The sequence below is a fragment of the Geodermatophilus africanus genome (assembly GCF_900107105.1).
Lineage (GTDB): Bacteria > Actinomycetota > Actinomycetes > Mycobacteriales > Geodermatophilaceae > Geodermatophilus > Geodermatophilus africanus.
Genome location: NZ_FNOT01000011.1, coordinates 53,212 through 67,796, shown reverse-complemented (window position 1 = coordinate 67,796; position 14,585 = coordinate 53,212). Strand labels below are relative to the sequence as shown.

Below are 14,585 nucleotides of genomic sequence, written 5' to 3'. Positions count from 1 at the left end.
GGTCGGCTCGCGCCTGCCCCGACCTGTGCGGTACCGACCGGCCCCGCGCTGTCAGTCCTCGGGCAGCCGCACCGGCGCGAGCTCGTCGAACAGGTCCCCCGGGCCGGGGTTGTCCGGGTGACTACGCCCGCCGAGGTGGTGGACGACGCCCCACACCGCGTTGAGCGCCGTCTGCACGGCGCCCTCGGCCCAGCCGGCGGTCCACGAGATGTCGTCGCCGGCGAGGAACAGGCCGCGGTACTGCTCGGGCAGCTCGTCCTGCTTGAAGTGGGTGAACAGCCGCCGCTGGTAGCGGTAGTGGCCGGGCAGGTTGGCCTTGAAGGCGCCCATGAAGTCGCGCTCGGACTCCCACGACACCGTCACCGGCGAGGCGATGACGTGCCGGCGCAGGTCGACGTCCGGGTAGATCTCCCGCAGCGAGGTCAGCATGACCTCCATGCGCTCGGTCGCCGACAGCGGCAGCCACTTCAGCGAGTCGTCGGCCCAGGTGTAGCTCAGGCAGATCAGCCCGGGCTTGCCCTCGCCCTGGTCGAGCAGGTACGTGCCGCGGGTCATCCGGTCCGACAGCGTCATGCTCATCCGGTGCCGGCCGGTCCGCGGGTCGACGTCCTTCCAGAACGGCCGGTCGACCAGGCAGAACAGCTTGGTCGAGCCCATGTAGTGAGTGCGCTCGATCGCCGTCCAGTGGTCGATCGGGAACAGCTCCTCGTCGCAGGCGATCCGGGAGAGCAGGTTCCAGCTCTGCGCGGTGAACACCGCCGCCTTGTACGTGCGGATGCCGCCGGCCTCGTCGGTGACGGTCAGGCAGTTGGGCGTGGTGCGGTGCAGTCGGGTCACCCCGGGCAGCGGCCGCCCGCCCGCGTGCAGCGACGCCAGGCTGGTGCCGGCCGGCCAGTGCACCGGCGCCTCGACCTCGCGGCGCCACAGCCCCACCGGGAGCTGCTGCGAGCCGCCGACGATGGACAGGTGGTCGTCGTCGGCGGCGGTGTAGACGACGCGCAGGATCTCCAGCATCGAGTTCGGGTAGTCGGTGTCCCAGCCGCCGGTGCCGAAGCCGACCTGGCCGAACACCTCGCGGTGCCGGAAAGAGCGGAACGCCGGCGAGGCGGCGAGGAACCCGTAGAAGGTCGTGTCGTCGAGCTGCTCGACCAGCTCGTCCCAGATCGCCTTGACCGTCTTGACGTCGCGGTCGCGGATCGCCTGCTGCATCTCCTCCAGTCGGGCGCCCTGCACGAGCGTCTCGTGCCAGGCGTCGGCGACCTCGCGGTAGAGCGGCGGCAGGTCGTCGAGGGTGCGCGCGTAGTGCGTCTCGCCCTTGAGGTCGACCACGGTGCTGGGGGTCGCGACGTCGAGCGGGTTGGGGAAGCGCGTCGTCCGCAGGCCGAGGTCGCGCACGTAGGAGAAGAGGGCCGTCGAGGACGGCGGGAAGCGCATCGCGCCCATCTCGGCGACCACGCCGGGGTGGCCCTCGAACCGGGTCGAGCGCAGCCGGCCGCCGATCTCGTGGGCCTCGTAGACGACGGGCTTGAGGCCCAGCCGCATCAACTCGTAGGCGGTGACGATGCCCGACAGGCCGCCGCCGATGACGGCGACCTCGGTGCCGAGCTCGGTGTCGGGCACCTCGCCGAGCCCGGCGGGGTGGGCGAGCCAGTCGTCGTAGGCGAAGGGGAAGTCCGGGCCGAACATCGTGAGCGGCCGGGCCGGGCGCGCCTCGCCCGGCTCGTGGGCGGCGACGGGGATGGCGGAGGTCATGCGGGGGTCTCCGTGGGGTAGAGCTCGGGACGGCGGTCGGCCAGGTGGGTGTTCACCCGGCGGGAGGCGGTGAGGACGGCCGGGTCGACGTCGGCGAGCAGCAGCTCCTCGCCCCGGCCGGCCCGCGCCAGCTCGGTGCCGTCGGGGGCGACCACGCAGCTCGCGCCGCAGTAGACGAACTCCCCCTCGGCGCCGGTGCGGTTGGCGTAGGCGACGAACAGCTGGCTCTCGTAGGCGCGGGCCGGCACGAGCACCCTGCCGACGGAGCCGTAGGGGTCCATCAGCCCGGTGGGGACGACGAGCAGCTCGGTGCCGGCGACGGCGTGCGCCCGCACCGCCTCGGGGAACTCGACGTCGTAGCAGACCAGCAGCCCGACGGTGAGGTCGTCCAGCCGGAACCGGACGACCCCGACGTCCCCGGGCACGAAGGCGTCGCGGTCGACGTCGCCGTAGAGGTGCGTCTTGGCGTAGCGGGCCAGCAGCCCGCCGTCGGCGTCCACGACGACGACGGTGTTCGCCACGCCGGCCGGCGTGCGCACCGGCAGCCCGACCGCGATCGCGAGCCCGTGCTCGGCGGCGATGGCCGCCACCCGGTCGGTCAGCGGTCCGGGCACCGGCTCGGCCAGCTCCGCGACCCGCTCGGCGCCGATGGCGTAGCCGGTCAGCGACATCTCCGGGGTGACCAGCAGCCGGGCGCCGGCCGCGGCGGCCCGGGCGGCGGCGTCGGCGACGGCCGCCAGGCCGGCCTCGGGGTCCGGCGTCTCGGCCGGGCCCTGCAGCAGCGCGATCCGCACGGTCAGGCCCCCGGGACGTCCGCGCCCGTCCGCAGCGCGGAGTGGCGGTACCCGTAGAGGGCGTAGACGGCCAGCCCGAGCAGCATCCAGGCGAGGAACACCAGCCAGGTCGCCGACCCCAGGCCGAGCACCAGCAGGACGCAGAACAGCACGCCCAGCACCGGGGTGATCGGGTACAGCGGCGTCCGGAAGGTGCGCGGCAGGTCCGGCCGGCTGCGGCGCAGCAGCACCACGCCGACGTTGACCAGCGCGAAGGCGAACAGCGTGCCGATGCTCGTGGCGTTGGCCAGCTCGCCGAGCGGGACCAGGCCGGCCAGCAGGGCGATCACGACGCTGACGATGACGGTGTTGGCCACCGGGATCCGCCGGCGGGCGCTGACCCGGCCGAAGACCGGCGGGACCAGACCGTCGCGGGACATCGCGTAGAGGATGCGGGTCTGTCCGTACAGCACGGTCAGGACGACGCTGGCGATCGCGATGACCGCGCCGATGGAGAGCAGCACGGCCGTCCAGGTCTGCCCGGTCGCGATGCTCAGCACGTCGGCGAGCGCCGCCTCCGAGCCGCTGATCTGCGGCCACGGCACCGCGCCGACGGCGGCCAGGGCGACCAGGCAGTAGACGACCGTGACGACCAGCAGCGACAGCATGATCGCCCGCGGCAGGTCGCGGCGGGCGTCGCGCGCCTCGTCGCCGGCGGTCGAGGCGGCGTCGAAGCCGATGTAGGAGAAGAAGGCCTGGGAGGCCGCGGCGGTGACGCCGGCGAGGCCCATGGGCACGAACGGCGCGAGGTTGCCGGCGCGGAAGGCGGTGAAGGCCACCACGCAGAAGAACAGCAGGACGCCGACCTTGAGCACGACCATCGCGGTGTTGACCCGCGCGCTCTCGCTCGTGCCGCGCAGCAGCAGCGCCATGGCGAGCAGCACGACGACCACGGCGGGCACGTTGAACACCCCGCCGTCACCGGGCGGCGCGGACAGCACCTCGGGGAGCACCGCGCCGACCGTGTTGGCGGCGAGGTCGTCGATGTAGGCCCCCCAGCCCACGGCGACGGCGGCGACCGAGACGCCGTACTCGAGCATCAGGCACCAGCCGCAGACCCAGGCGACGAGCTCGCCCATGGTGGCGTAGGTGTACGAGTAGGAGGAGCCCGAGACGGGGATGCTGCCGGCCAGCTCGGCGTAGGACAGGGCCGAGAACAGCGCGGTCACCGCGGCCAGGACGAAGCTCAGCACGATGGCCGGCCCGGCCAGCGGCACGGCCTCGCCGAGGATGACGAAGATGCCGGTGCCGAGGGTGGCGCCGATGCTCAGCGCGGTCAGCTGCAGCAGGCTCATCGACCGGCGCAGGCCGTGCCCGCCGGCCTCCTGGTGCTGGGCGACGATGACGTCCACCGGCTTGAGCCGGAACAGCTGGCTGCGGGCCGGGGCGACGCTGCCCGTCCCGCCCTGGAGTGTGCTCACGTGCGCTCCTCTGCGGCCTCGTCCGGGCCTCGGGGTCCGGCCACCAGAGTCCTCCGCGGACTCCTGTGGCGTGGGTCGCAGCGAGCATCACCATCGGTTGCTCATATGTCAACTACTGTTTCCTGGCAGACTACGGGAGCGCGGCCCGCCCCTCCGAGAGTGCCGGGGCGAACACCCAGAGCACGCGGGTGGTCCCGTCGGTGCGCAGCGAGCGGAAGCCGTGTTCGGTGCCGGGCGAGAAGGTGAACGCGTCGCCGGGCCCCAGCACGGTCCCCTCGCCGGCCACGGTCACCTCGAGCTCGCCCTCCAGCACGAAGACGAACTCCACCTCGGCGGGCAGCGCGTAGCTCTCCGCGCCGCTGCCGCCGCCGGGGGCGACCTCGGAGAGGATCGCCTGCATCCGCCGCTCGCCGGCGGGCGTGAGCAGGTACTCGGTCAGCCCCTGGCCGCCGAAGGCGATCGGCGGGTAGCTGCCGGCGCGGACGGCCTCCCCGCCCGGCGCGGCCTCGAAGAGGCTCCCCGGTGAGATGCCCAGCGCGTTGCACACCCGCACCAGGGCCGCCACCGAGGCGGTGGCCTGGTCGCGCTCGAGCTTGCTGAGGAACCCCTTGGTCAGCCCACTGGCCTCGGCCACGTCGGTGAGCGTGAGCCGGCGCGCCTGCCTGACCGCCTTGAGCCGCCCACCGATCCGCGGCACGCCGTCCGCGCGCGCCGTGCCCTCCGGAACCGCCGTCATGACCACCTCCCCGGTCTCCCGGACACTAGCCAGCCGACGCGGGAGGTTGACAAGTGGGAAACACGAGTTGACAGTGGCGGCCGACCCGGACGGGGGACGCGACCCCGCCCCGAGCCCTTGGAGAGCCCGTGCAGGAGCAGACGCCCATCGGTCCCGTGGACGCCACCCGGGTGCCCCGCTACGCCGGCCCGGCGACCTTCGCCCGGCTGCCGCGCCTCGACGAGGTCTCCCGCGCCGACGTCGCCGTCCTCGGGGTGCCGTTCGACTCCGGCGTCAGCTACCGGCCCGGCGCCCGGTTCGGGCCCGGCCACGTGCGGGCGGGCTCGAAGCTGCTCCGGCCCTACAACCCCGCGCTCGACGCCACGCCCTTCGGCACCCAGCAGGTGGCCGACGCCGGAGACATCGGCGTCAACCCGTTCGACCTCGGCGAGGCCATCGACACCATCGACCGGGAGGTGACGGCGCTGCGGGCCGACGGCGCCCAGCTGCTCACCATCGGCGGCGACCACACCATCGCGCTGCCCATCCTGCGCTCGCTGGCCCGCGACCACGGACCGGTCGCCGTCCTGCACTTCGACGCCCACCTCGACACCTGGGACACCTACTTCGGCGCCCCCTACACGCACGGCACGCCGTTCCGCCGCGCCAGCGAGGAGGGGCTCATCGACCTGGAGCGCTCGCTGCACATGGGCATCCGCGGCCCGTTGTACGGCAAGCAGGACCTCGAGGACGACGCCGTCCTGGGCTTCCAGATGATCCGCTCCGACGACTACGAGGTCGACGGCGTGCGCAGCATCGTGGAGCGGATGCGCGGCCGGCTGGCCGGCGGCCCGGTCTACGTGTCGATCGACATCGACGTCCTCGACCCCGCGCACGCGCCGGGCACGGGCACGCCGGAGGCCGGCGGGCTCACCAGCCGGGAGCTGCTCAACACGCTGCGCGGGCTGGTCGGGGTCGACGTGGTCGGCGCCGACATCGTCGAGGTGTCCCCGCCCTACGACCACGCCGAGCTCACCGGCATCGCCGCGGCCCACGTGGGCTACGAGCTGTTGTCGGTCCTGGCGCTCAACCGCGCCTGAGCCCGGCGCCCGCGCGGAGCGGGGCCGACCGTCTGGGATGACAGACAGCCACGCCGCCGCGGACCTGGGCCGCGCCGTCCTGACGGTGTGCGATGGGGCCATGGAGGAGTCGCTGGACCGGCGCTTCGCCCGGACCTGGACGGCGCTCGGCGGGATCGGCCGCGACCGGACGACCGGCGGCTACCGGCGCGCCGCCTGGACGCCGGCCGACCTGGAGCTGAGGACCTGGTTCGCCGACCAGGCCGCGCAGCGCGAGATGGCCTGCGAGCAGGACCGCAACGGCAACCTGTGGGCCTGGTGGGGGACGCCGGCCGCCGGTGCCGTGGTGACCGGCAGCCACCTCGACAGCGTCCCGGACGGCGGCGCCTACGACGGTCCGCTCGGGGTCGTCTCCGGCTTCCTGGCCGTGGATGAGCTCCGCGCCCGGCGCGTCGAGCCGGCGCGCCCGATCGCGGTGGTGGCCTTCAGCGACGAGGAGGGCGCCCGCTTCGGCGTCGCGTGCGTCGGCAGCCGGTTGCTCACCGGCGCGCTCGACCCGGACCGGGCGCGCGGCCTGCGGGACCGCGACGGCCTGACGCTGGCCGAGGCGATGCGGCGGGCCGGCGCGGACCCCGCCGACCTGGGGCGCGACGACGAGGCGCTCGCGCGGATCGGCAGCTTCGTGGAGCTGCACGTCGAGCAGGGGCAGGCGCTCGTGCACTCCGCCGAGCCCGTGGGAGTGGCCACGGCGATCTGGCCGCACGGCCGCTGGCGGTGCTCCTTCGAGGGCGAGGCCAACCACGCCGGCACCACGCGTCTGCAGGACCGGCGGGACCCGGTGCTGCCGTTCGCCTCGACGGTCCTGGCGGCGCGAGGGCTGGCCGAGCGGGCCGGCGCGGTGGCGACCTTCGGCAGAGTCGAGGTCTCCCCGAACGGGACCAACGCGATCCCCTCGCGGGTGGAGGCGTGGTTGGACGGCCGCGCGCCCGACGACGCCACCGTCGCCGACCTCGTCGCCGGCATCACCGCGGCCGCCGAACGAGCGGGGAGTCTCCACGGCACGACGGTCCGGGTGACGCAGGAGTCCTGGTCCCCCGTCGTCGACTTCGACGCGCGGCTGCGCGACCGCATCGACGCCGTCCTGGGCGGGGTCCCGGCGCTGCCGACGGGCGCCGGCCACGACGCGGGGGTCCTCGCGGCCCGGGTGCCCACGGCCATGCTGTTCGTGCGGAACCCGACCGGGGTCAGCCACAGCCCGGCCGAGCACGCCACCGCCGACGACTGCACCGCCGGCGTGCGCGCCCTGGCCGCGGTGCTCGAGGACCTGGCATGCCGGTGACGGCGTTCTTCGCCGACCACGCGTGGCTCGGCGGCGACCGGGCGGACGCCGACGTGCTGATCGAGGTCGACGGCGAGCGGATCGCGGCGCTGCGGCCAGGTGCGGAGCGTCCGCCCGGAGCCGTCCACCTGCGCGGGCTCACCCTGCCCGGCCTGGCCAACGGCCACTCGCACGCCTTCCACCGGGCCCTGCGGGGGCGCACCCACCGGGCCGGCGGCACGTTCTGGACGTGGCGGGAGGAGATGTACGCCGTCGCCACCGCGCTGACCCCGGACTCCTGCCACGCGCTGGCCCGGGCCACCTACGCGGAGATGGCGCTGGCCGGGGTCACCTGCGTCGGGGAGTTCCACTACCTGCACCACGGCCCCGGCGGGGTGCCCTACGCCGACGCCAACGCCGTAGGGGAGGCGCTGCTGGCGGCCGCCGACGACGCCGGCATCCGGATCACCCTGCTCGACACTTGCTACCTGTCCGGGGGCTTCGACCAGGACCTGCAGGGCCCGCAGCTGCGCTTCGGCGACGGGGACGCCGCGGCGTGGGCCGATCGCGCCTCGCAGCTGCGCGGCACCGCCCGGGCCCGCGTCGGCGCGGCGATCCACTCGGTGCGCGCGGTCCCGGCCGACCAGCTGGGGACCGTGGCGGCCTGGGCGGACGAGCGCCGCGCACCGCTGCACGTCCACCTCTCCGAGCAGCGCGCCGAGAACGAGGCCTGCCTGGCGGCGCACGGCTGCACCCCGACGCAGCTGCTCGCCGGCTCCGGCGTGCTCGGCCCGCGCTCCACCGCCGTGCACGCCACCCACCTCACGGCCACCGACACCGGCCTGCTCGGGCGGTCGGGCACGACGGTCTGCCTGTGCCCCACGACCGAGCGGGACCTCGCCGACGGCATCGGGCCGGCCCGCGCACTCGCCGACGCCGGCTGCCCGCTGTCCCTCGGCAGCGACGGCCACGCCGTCATCGACCTGTTCGAGGAGGCCCGCGGCGTGGAGCTCGGGGAACGGCTGGCCACCGAGCGGCGGGGCCACTGGAGCGCGGCCGCGCTGCTCCGGGCCGCGACCGGGGACGGCGCGGCCTCCCTGGGCTGGCCGGAGACCGGCCGACTCGCCGTCGGCGCACTCGCGGACCTCGTCACCGTCGGGCTCGGCTCCGTGCGGCTGGCGGGGGCGCGGCCGGCGACCCTGCTGGAGTCGGTGGTCTTCGCCGGCGGCGCCCCCGACGTGCGCGAGGTCGTCGTCGGCGGCCGCAGGGTGGTCGCCGACGGCCGGCACACCGCGGTGGACGACGTGCCCGCGGCGCTCGACTCGGCCATAGCGGCGGTGCTGCCGTGAGCGGACAGGGGCCGGAGCCCGTCAGCGAGGCGGCCGGCGACAGGGGCGTGCTGATCGACCGCATCGGCACCCTGGTCACCAACGACCCCGCGCTCGGCGAGGGCTCGCTGGGCCTGGTCCGCGACGCCGCGCTGGTCCTCGACGGCGGGGTCGTCGCCTGGGCCGGACCGCGGAGCCGGGTCCCCGAGGGCGCCGCCGACGAGCGGGTGGACGCGGGCGGCCGCGCGGTCCTGCCGGGCTTCGTCGACAGCCACGGCCACCTGGTCTTCGCCGGGGACCGGACGGCGGAGTTCGCCGCCCGCATGTCGGGCCGCCCCTACACGGCCGGGGGGATCCGGACGACCGTCGCCGCCACCCGTGCGGCTCCCCGCGACGAGCTCGACCGCACCACCGCGGCCCTCGTCGCCGAGGCGAGGCGGTCGGGCACCACGACGATCGAGTGCAAGTCCGGCTACGGGTTGACCGTCGCCGACGAGCGGCGCAGCCTCGAGGTCGCCGCCGAGCACACCGCGGAGGTCACCTTCCTCGGGGCGCACGTCGTCCCCCCGGAGTACGCCGACCGCCCGGACGACTACGTCGACCTGGTGTGCTCGGCGATGCTCGACGCCTGCGCACCGGTGGCGAGGTGGATCGACGTCTTCTGCGACCGCGGCGCCTTCGACGGGGACCAGACCCGGGCGGTCCTGCGTGCCGGCGCCGCCCGCGGGCTGCTCCCCCGGGTGCACGCCAACCAGCTGGGCCCCGGGCCGGGCGTGCAGATCGCCGTCGAGGTCGACGCCGCCTCCGCCGACCACGTCACCCACGTGACCGACGACGACGTCGAGGCCCTGGCGTCCAGCCGGACGGTCGCCACCCTGCTGCCCGGGGCGGAGTTCTCCACCCGGGCGGGCTATCCCGACGCCCGCCGCCTGATCGACGCCGGCGTTCCCGTGGCGCTGGCCGCCGACTGCAACCCCGGGTCCAGCTACACCACCAACATGCCGTTCTGCATCGCCGTGGCGGTGCGGGACATGCGGATGACCCCCGACGAGGCGGTGTGGGCGGCCACCCTCGGCGGCGCGCGGGCGCTGCGGCGCGACGACGTCGGGCACCTCGGGGTCGGCGCCCGCGCCGACGTCGTCCTGCTGGACGCACCCTCGCACGTCCACCTCTCCTACCGGCCGGGCGTCCCGCTGGTCACCGGGGTGTGGCAGGCCGGGCGGCAGGTCGTCGGCTGACGATCAGCTCTCCCGCATCGGGACCCGGAAGCCGCGCGCCGCGGCGACCTCCTCGGCGCGCTGGTAGCCGGCGTCCACGTGCCGGATCACGCCCGTGCCGGGGTCGTTGGCCAGGACGCGGGCCAGCTTGGCCGCGGCCAGGTCGGTGCCGTCGGCGACGCTCACCTGGCCGGCGTGGATCGACCGCCCGATGCCCACGCCCCCGCCGTGGTGGATCGACACCCAGGTGGCCCCGCTGGCGGTGTTGACCAGGGCGTTGAGCAGCGGCCAGTCGGCGATCGCGTCCGAGCCGTCCGCCATGGCCTCGGTCTCCCGGTAGGGCGAGGCCACCGAGCCGCAGTCGAGGTGGTCGCGGCCGATGACGATCGGCGCGCTGATCTCGCCGGAGGCGACCATCTCGTTGAAGCGCAGCCCGGCGACGTCGCGCTCGCCGTGGCCCAGCCAGCAGATGCGGGCCGGCAGTCCCTGGAAGGCGATCCGCTCCCGGGCGGCACGGATCCACCGGTGCAGGTGGTCGTCGTCGGGGAAGAGGTCCAGCACGGCGCGGTCGGTCGCCGCGATGTCGGCCGGGTCGCCGGACAGGGCCGCCCAGCGGAAGGGTCCCTTGCCCTCGCAGAACAGCGGGCGGATGTAGGCGGGCACGAAGCCCGGGAAGGCGAAGGCCCGGTCGAACCCGCCCAGCCGGGCCTCGTCGCGGATGGAGTTGCCGTAGTCGAACACCTCCGCGCCCGCGTCCAGGAAGCCCACCATCGCCTCGACGTGCTTCGCCATCGACGCCCGCGCCCGGTCGGTGAACTCCTCCGGCTTGGCCGCGGCGTAGTCGTGCCAGTCGCCGAGGTCCACCCCCTCGGGCAGGTACGACAGCGGATCGTGGGCCGAGGTCTGGTCGGTGACGACGTCGACGTCCACCCCGCGGCGGAGCAGGTCGGGGAACACCGTGGCGGCGTTCCCGACCAGGCCGACGGACAGCGCCCGCCGCTCCGCCCTGGCGGCGAGGCAGCGGGACACCGCGTCGTCCAGCGAGTCGGCGACCTCGTCGAGGTAGCGGTGCTCGACCCGGCGGCGCAGGCGGCTCGGGTCGACGTCGACGACCAGGCACACGCCGCCGTTGAGCGCGACCGCCAGCGGCTGGGCACCGCCCATGCCACCGCAGCCGCCGGTCAGCGTGAGGGTGCCGGCGAGCGTGCCGCCGAACCGCTTGGCGGCGACGGCGGCGAAGGTCTCGTAGGTGCCCTGGACGATCCCCTGGGTCCCGATGTAGATCCAGGAGCCGGCGGTCATCTGCCCGTACATGGTCAGGCCCAGGCGCTCCAGCCGGCGGAACTCCGGCCAGGTCGCCCAGTCCGGGACGAGGTTGGAGTTGGCGATGAGCACCCGCGGCGCCCACTCGTGGGTGCGCAGCACGCCGACCGGGCGGCCGGACTGCACGAGCATCGTCTCGTCCGGGGCCAGCGTGGTCAGGGTGCGCACCATCGCGTCGTAGCTCGCCCAGTCCCGGGCCGCCCGTCCGGTGCCGCCGTAGACCACCAGGTCGTCGGGGCGCTCGGCGACCTCGGGGTCGAGGTTGTTCTGCAGCATCCGCAGGGGGGCCTCGGTCTGCCAGCTCCGCGCGGTCAGGGTCGTGCCGCGGGGGGCGCGGACCGGTCGGGCTCCGTCCATGGGTTCCTCCTCAGTGCAGGTCGAGGCCGGTGGCGGCCAGGAGCGCGCCGCTGTCCACGAGGCCGACGACGGCTTCGATCTCCGGGGCCAGGTGGCGGTCGGATCCCGGTCCCGGCACGCCGGCCGCCCAGACGGCGTCCCGCACCGCCGCCGTGGCCGGTGCCGGCCGCAACGGGGAGCGGAGGTCCAGCGCGCGAGCGGCGGTCAGCACCTCGATGGCGAGCACGCGGGTCAGGCCGTCGATCGCGCGGCGCAGCTTGCGCGCCGCTGCCCAGCCCATGGAGACGTGGTCCTCCTGCATGGCCGAGGAGGGGATCGAGTCGGCGCTGGCGGGCACCGCGAGGCGCTTCAGCTCGCTGACGATCCCGGCCGCGGTGTACTGGGCGATCATGTGGCCGGAGTCGACCCCGGGGTCGCCGGCCAGGAAGGGCGGGAGCCCGTGGTTGCGCGCGACGTCGAGGAACCGGTCGGTGCGCCGCTCGCTCATGCCGGCGACGTCGGCGGCGGCGATCGCCAGGAAGTCCAGCGCGTAGGCGACCGGGGCGCCGTGGAAGTTGCCGTTGGACTCCACCCGCCCGTCCACGGTCACCACCGGGTTGTCGATGGCCGCGGCCAGCTCCCGGTCGGCCACCGCCGCAGCGTGCGCCGCGGTGTCGCGGGCGGCGCCGTGGACCTGCGGCGCGCACCGCAGGGAGTAGGCATCCTGCACCCGGGTGCACTCCGGGCCACGGTGACTGGCCATGATCCCGCTGCCCGCGAGCAGGGCCCGCAGGTTCGCCGCGGAGTCGGCCTGCCCCGGGTGCGGACGCAGTGCCTGCAGGTCCTCGGCGAAGACGGCGTCCGTGCCCAGCAGCGCCTCGACGCTCATGGCGGCCGCCACGTCCGCCGTGGTCAGCAGCCGGCGCAGGTCGGCCAGCGCCAGGACGAGCATCCCGAGCATGCCGTCGGTGCCGTTGACCAGCGCGAGCCCCTCCTTCTCGGCCAGCTCGACCGGCTCGATCCCGTGGTCGCGGAGCGCCTCGGCCGCCGGCCGCAGGCGACCCGCCGCGTCCCGCAACTCGCCCTCGCCCATGAGCGCCAGCGCGACGTGCGCCAGCGGCGCGAGGTCACCGGAGCACCCCAGGGAGCCGTACTCGCGCACGACCGGGGTGAGCCCGGCGTCGAGCATCGCGGCGTAGGCCTGAGCCGTCTCCACCCGCACGCCGGTGCGGCCGGTGGCCAGCGTCGACAGGCGCAGCAGCATCAGGGCGCGCACGGCCTCGCGCTCCACCTCCGCACCGCTGCCCGCGGCGTGGGAGCGGATCAGGCTGCGCTGGAGCTGCGCGCGCCGGTCCCCCGGGATGTGCGTGGTGGCCAGCGCGCCGAAGCCGGTGGAGACCCCGTAGTGCGGCCGGTCGTCGTCCGCCAGCTTCTCGATGACCTCCCGGCTCCGGGCGATCTCTGCCAGCGCACCGTCGGTGAGCCGGACACCGGCGCCGTGGCGGGCGACCCGGACGAGGTCGTCCGGGTCCACCGGGCCGGTGCCCACTGCGATCCGCTCCGCGTCCACGGAGTCATGGCACACCCCGGAGGACGGCGATCCCAGCCGTGCGGCCGCACTGGTGTCCGGTATGCCAGACACCTGCCTACGCTCCGGGGGTGACGCCGAGGACGGACGGCGACCGCCGGAGACCCCGCGGAGGCGTGCCCGCGGCTCGGCAGGCCCTCGCGGTCCTGCAGACGATGGCCCGCCATCCCGGCCCCGTCCCCGCGGCGGCGCTGGCCCGGGACCTCGATCTCCCGCGGTCGACGACGTACCACCTGCTGGCCGAGCTGATGGCCGCGGGCTTCGTCGTCCACCTCCCCGAGGAGCGCCGGTACGGCCTGGGGGTGAGCGCGTTCGAGCTCGGGTCCGCGTACCTGCGGCAGGAACCCCTCGCCCGGCTGGCCCGGCCGGTGCTGGGCCGGCTGGTCGACGCCGTCGGCTGCACCGCCCACCTCGCGGTGCTGCACGGCCGGGAGGTTCTCTACGTGGTCGAGGAACGGGCCCCCGGACGCCCTCCCCTGGTGACCGACGTCGGCGTCCGGTTGCCCGCGCAGCTCACGGCCAGCGGACGGGCCGTGCTCGCCCACCTGCCGGCGATCCAGGTCCGCGCGCTCTTCCCCGACCCCAGCGCCTTCGTCGAGCGGCACGGCACGGGCCCGACGTCCCTGTCGGCCCTGCGGCGCGTCCTCTCCGAGGTCCGCCAGCGCGGGTACGCCACCGAGGACGGCCAGGTCACGCCGGGCTTCGCCTCCGTGGCCGCGGCGGTCTTCGACCACTCCGGGCACCCGGTGGCCGGTGCCGCGGTCACCTTCCCCGCCGAGGCCCTGGATGCCGCGGCCCGCCACGGGCTGGCCCTGCGAGTGACCCGGGTCGCCGCCGAGGTGACCCGCCGGTTCGGTGGACACCCACCCCGAGCGGCGCTGCCCGGCCGGCGCGGAGGCTGACCCCGTCGCGGCCCCCGCGACCTCCGTGGGCTCTGGTCTCAGAGCCCGGCGTCGGGGGACGCCGCGCCCTGCGGGCCGCGGGTGCCCCAGGCGTAGGTCTGCTTGGCCAGCCCGAGGTAGAGGTGGGTCTCGGTGGACTCCACGCCCTCCACCGCGCGGATGCGGGCGACGACGTCGAGCAGCTGGTCGTCGTCCTCGCAGACGACCTCGACCAGCAGGTCGACCGAACCCGCCGTGATGACGACGTAGTCGACCTCGGTGAACGCGGCGATGCGGTCGGCCGCCACGCGGGCGTCACCGCCGGTGCGCACGCCCACCATCGCCTGCCGGGAGAAGCCGACCTGCAGCGGGTCGGTGACCCCGACGATCTGCATGACGCCGGCGTCGAGCAGCCGCTGCACGCGCTGCCGGACGGCGGCCTCCGACAGCCCCACCGCTGCGGCGATGCGGGCGTACGGACGGCGGCCGTCCTCCTGCAGCTGCTCGATGATCGCCCGCGAGACGTCGTCCAGCACGAACTGCCGACGGATGCTCATGCCAGTCCTCCCCCGCGCGGTGGTCCCGACGGACCCGGGCCCCCGGATCGTAGCCAGACCAGGACGGCGACGACATGGCTCGCGAGGGTGGCTCACCGCTACGATTCTGGCATCCAGAGCCGGTAACGACGACGGGATCCGCAACAAACGGCCACCTGCGCGACGTGCTGACGGAGGCCTGGTGCCGGACCGGAGGCCTGACCCTGACCACCGGCGGATCGGGACAGCCACCGGCCG

Annotated in this window: 12 protein-coding genes; 5 read left to right on the top strand and 7 right to left on the bottom strand. The window is 75.1% G+C overall.

Features of this window, described 5'->3' with window-relative positions; genetic code table 11:
- Window positions 1-51: 51 nt before the first annotated feature.
- The 4 genes from BLW63_RS18215 to BLW63_RS18200 form a co-directional block, all read right to left on the bottom strand.
- Entirely contained in the window at window positions 52-1,752 is a 1,701-nt protein-coding gene (locus BLW63_RS18215; RefSeq protein ID WP_091159376.1) for a flavin monoamine oxidase family protein, read from the bottom strand.
- Window positions 1,749-2,546 (bottom strand): carbon-nitrogen hydrolase family protein, encoded by a 798-nt coding sequence (locus tag BLW63_RS18210; RefSeq protein ID WP_170856843.1) that lies wholly within the window; start codon window positions 2,544-2,546, stop codon window positions 1,749-1,751. Before BLW63_RS18210 ends, BLW63_RS18215 begins: the two co-directional genes overlap by 4 nt.
- 2 nt (window positions 2,547-2,548) lie before the next feature.
- A complete protein-coding gene (locus tag BLW63_RS18205) occupies window positions 2,549-4,006 on the bottom strand; it encodes an amino acid permease (protein ID WP_211517166.1) in 1,458 nt (485 codons plus the stop codon).
- 130 nt (window positions 4,007-4,136) lie between these two features.
- Entirely contained in the window at window positions 4,137-4,742 is a 606-nt protein-coding gene (locus BLW63_RS18200) for a helix-turn-helix domain-containing protein (protein ID WP_091159374.1), read from the bottom strand.
- A 128-nt stretch (window positions 4,743-4,870) separates the two neighbouring features.
- On the opposite strand from BLW63_RS18200, the gene speB reads away from it, so the two are divergent.
- The 4 genes from speB to hutI are packed head-to-tail and all read left to right on the top strand — an operon-like array spanning window position 4,871 to window position 9,684.
- Window positions 4,871-5,821: an agmatinase gene (gene speB / locus BLW63_RS18195; RefSeq protein ID WP_091159371.1), complete on the top strand. Its 951-nt coding sequence runs from the start codon at window positions 4,871-4,873 to the stop codon at window positions 5,819-5,821.
- Between the two features lie 37 nt (window positions 5,822-5,858).
- Complete coding sequence (locus BLW63_RS18190; RefSeq protein WP_091159368.1) at window positions 5,859-7,139, top strand: allantoate amidohydrolase; 1,281 nt, start codon at window positions 5,859-5,861, stop codon at window positions 7,137-7,139.
- On the top strand, window positions 7,130-8,467 hold the full coding sequence (locus tag BLW63_RS18185) for a formimidoylglutamate deiminase (protein ID WP_091159365.1): 1,338 nt from the start codon (window positions 7,130-7,132) through the stop codon (window positions 8,465-8,467). The genes BLW63_RS18190 and BLW63_RS18185 overlap by 10 nt, the downstream gene beginning before the upstream one ends.
- A complete protein-coding gene (gene hutI / locus BLW63_RS18180; RefSeq protein WP_244522654.1) occupies window positions 8,464-9,684 on the top strand; it encodes an imidazolonepropionase in 1,221 nt (406 codons plus the stop codon). The genes BLW63_RS18185 and hutI overlap by 4 nt, the downstream gene beginning before the upstream one ends.
- Window positions 9,685-9,687: 3 nt before the next feature.
- Here hutI and hutU read toward each other — a convergent pair whose 3' ends face one another.
- Together hutU and hutH are read right to left on the bottom strand one after the other, a co-directional pair.
- The gene (gene hutU / locus BLW63_RS18175; RefSeq protein WP_091159362.1) at window positions 9,688-11,343 is read right to left on the bottom strand and encodes a urocanate hydratase; all 1,656 of its coding nucleotides are present in this window, start codon (window positions 11,341-11,343) and stop codon (window positions 9,688-9,690) included.
- 10 nt (window positions 11,344-11,353) lie between these two features.
- Window positions 11,354-12,892 (bottom strand): histidine ammonia-lyase, encoded by a 1,539-nt coding sequence (hutH, locus tag BLW63_RS18170; protein WP_091159359.1) that lies wholly within the window; start codon window positions 12,890-12,892, stop codon window positions 11,354-11,356.
- Window positions 12,893-13,026: 134 nt separating this feature from the next.
- On the opposite strand from hutH, the gene BLW63_RS18165 reads away from it, so the two are divergent.
- Window positions 13,027-13,812, top strand: coding sequence for an IclR family transcriptional regulator (locus BLW63_RS18165; protein ID WP_244522653.1), 786 nt, complete (start codon window positions 13,027-13,029; stop codon window positions 13,810-13,812).
- A 38-nt stretch (window positions 13,813-13,850) separates the two neighbouring features.
- On the opposite strand, the gene BLW63_RS18160 is transcribed toward BLW63_RS18165, so the two are convergent.
- Entirely contained in the window at window positions 13,851-14,348 is a 498-nt protein-coding gene (locus BLW63_RS18160) for an Lrp/AsnC family transcriptional regulator (RefSeq protein WP_091159357.1), read from the bottom strand.
- Between the last annotated feature and the right edge of the window lie 237 nt (window positions 14,349-14,585).

Coding starts and splice junctions, on each gene's coding strand:
- BLW63_RS18190 (WP_091159368.1), top strand. CDS start 5,859: ATGACAGACAGCCACGCCGCCGCGGACCTGGGCCGCGCCGTCCTGACG.
- BLW63_RS18215 (WP_091159376.1), bottom strand. CDS start 1,752: ATGACCTCCGCCATCCCCGTCGCCGCCCACGAGCCGGGCGAGGCGCGC.
- BLW63_RS18160 (WP_091159357.1), bottom strand. CDS start 14,348: ATGAGCATCCGTCGGCAGTTCGTGCTGGACGACGTCTCGCGGGCGATC.
- hutU (WP_091159362.1), bottom strand. CDS start 11,343: ATGGACGGAGCCCGACCGGTCCGCGCCCCCCGCGGCACGACCCTGACC.
- BLW63_RS18185 (WP_091159365.1), top strand. CDS start 7,130: ATGCCGGTGACGGCGTTCTTCGCCGACCACGCGTGGCTCGGCGGCGAC.
- BLW63_RS18200 (WP_091159374.1), bottom strand. CDS start 4,742: ATGACGGCGGTTCCGGAGGGCACGGCGCGCGCGGACGGCGTGCCGCGG.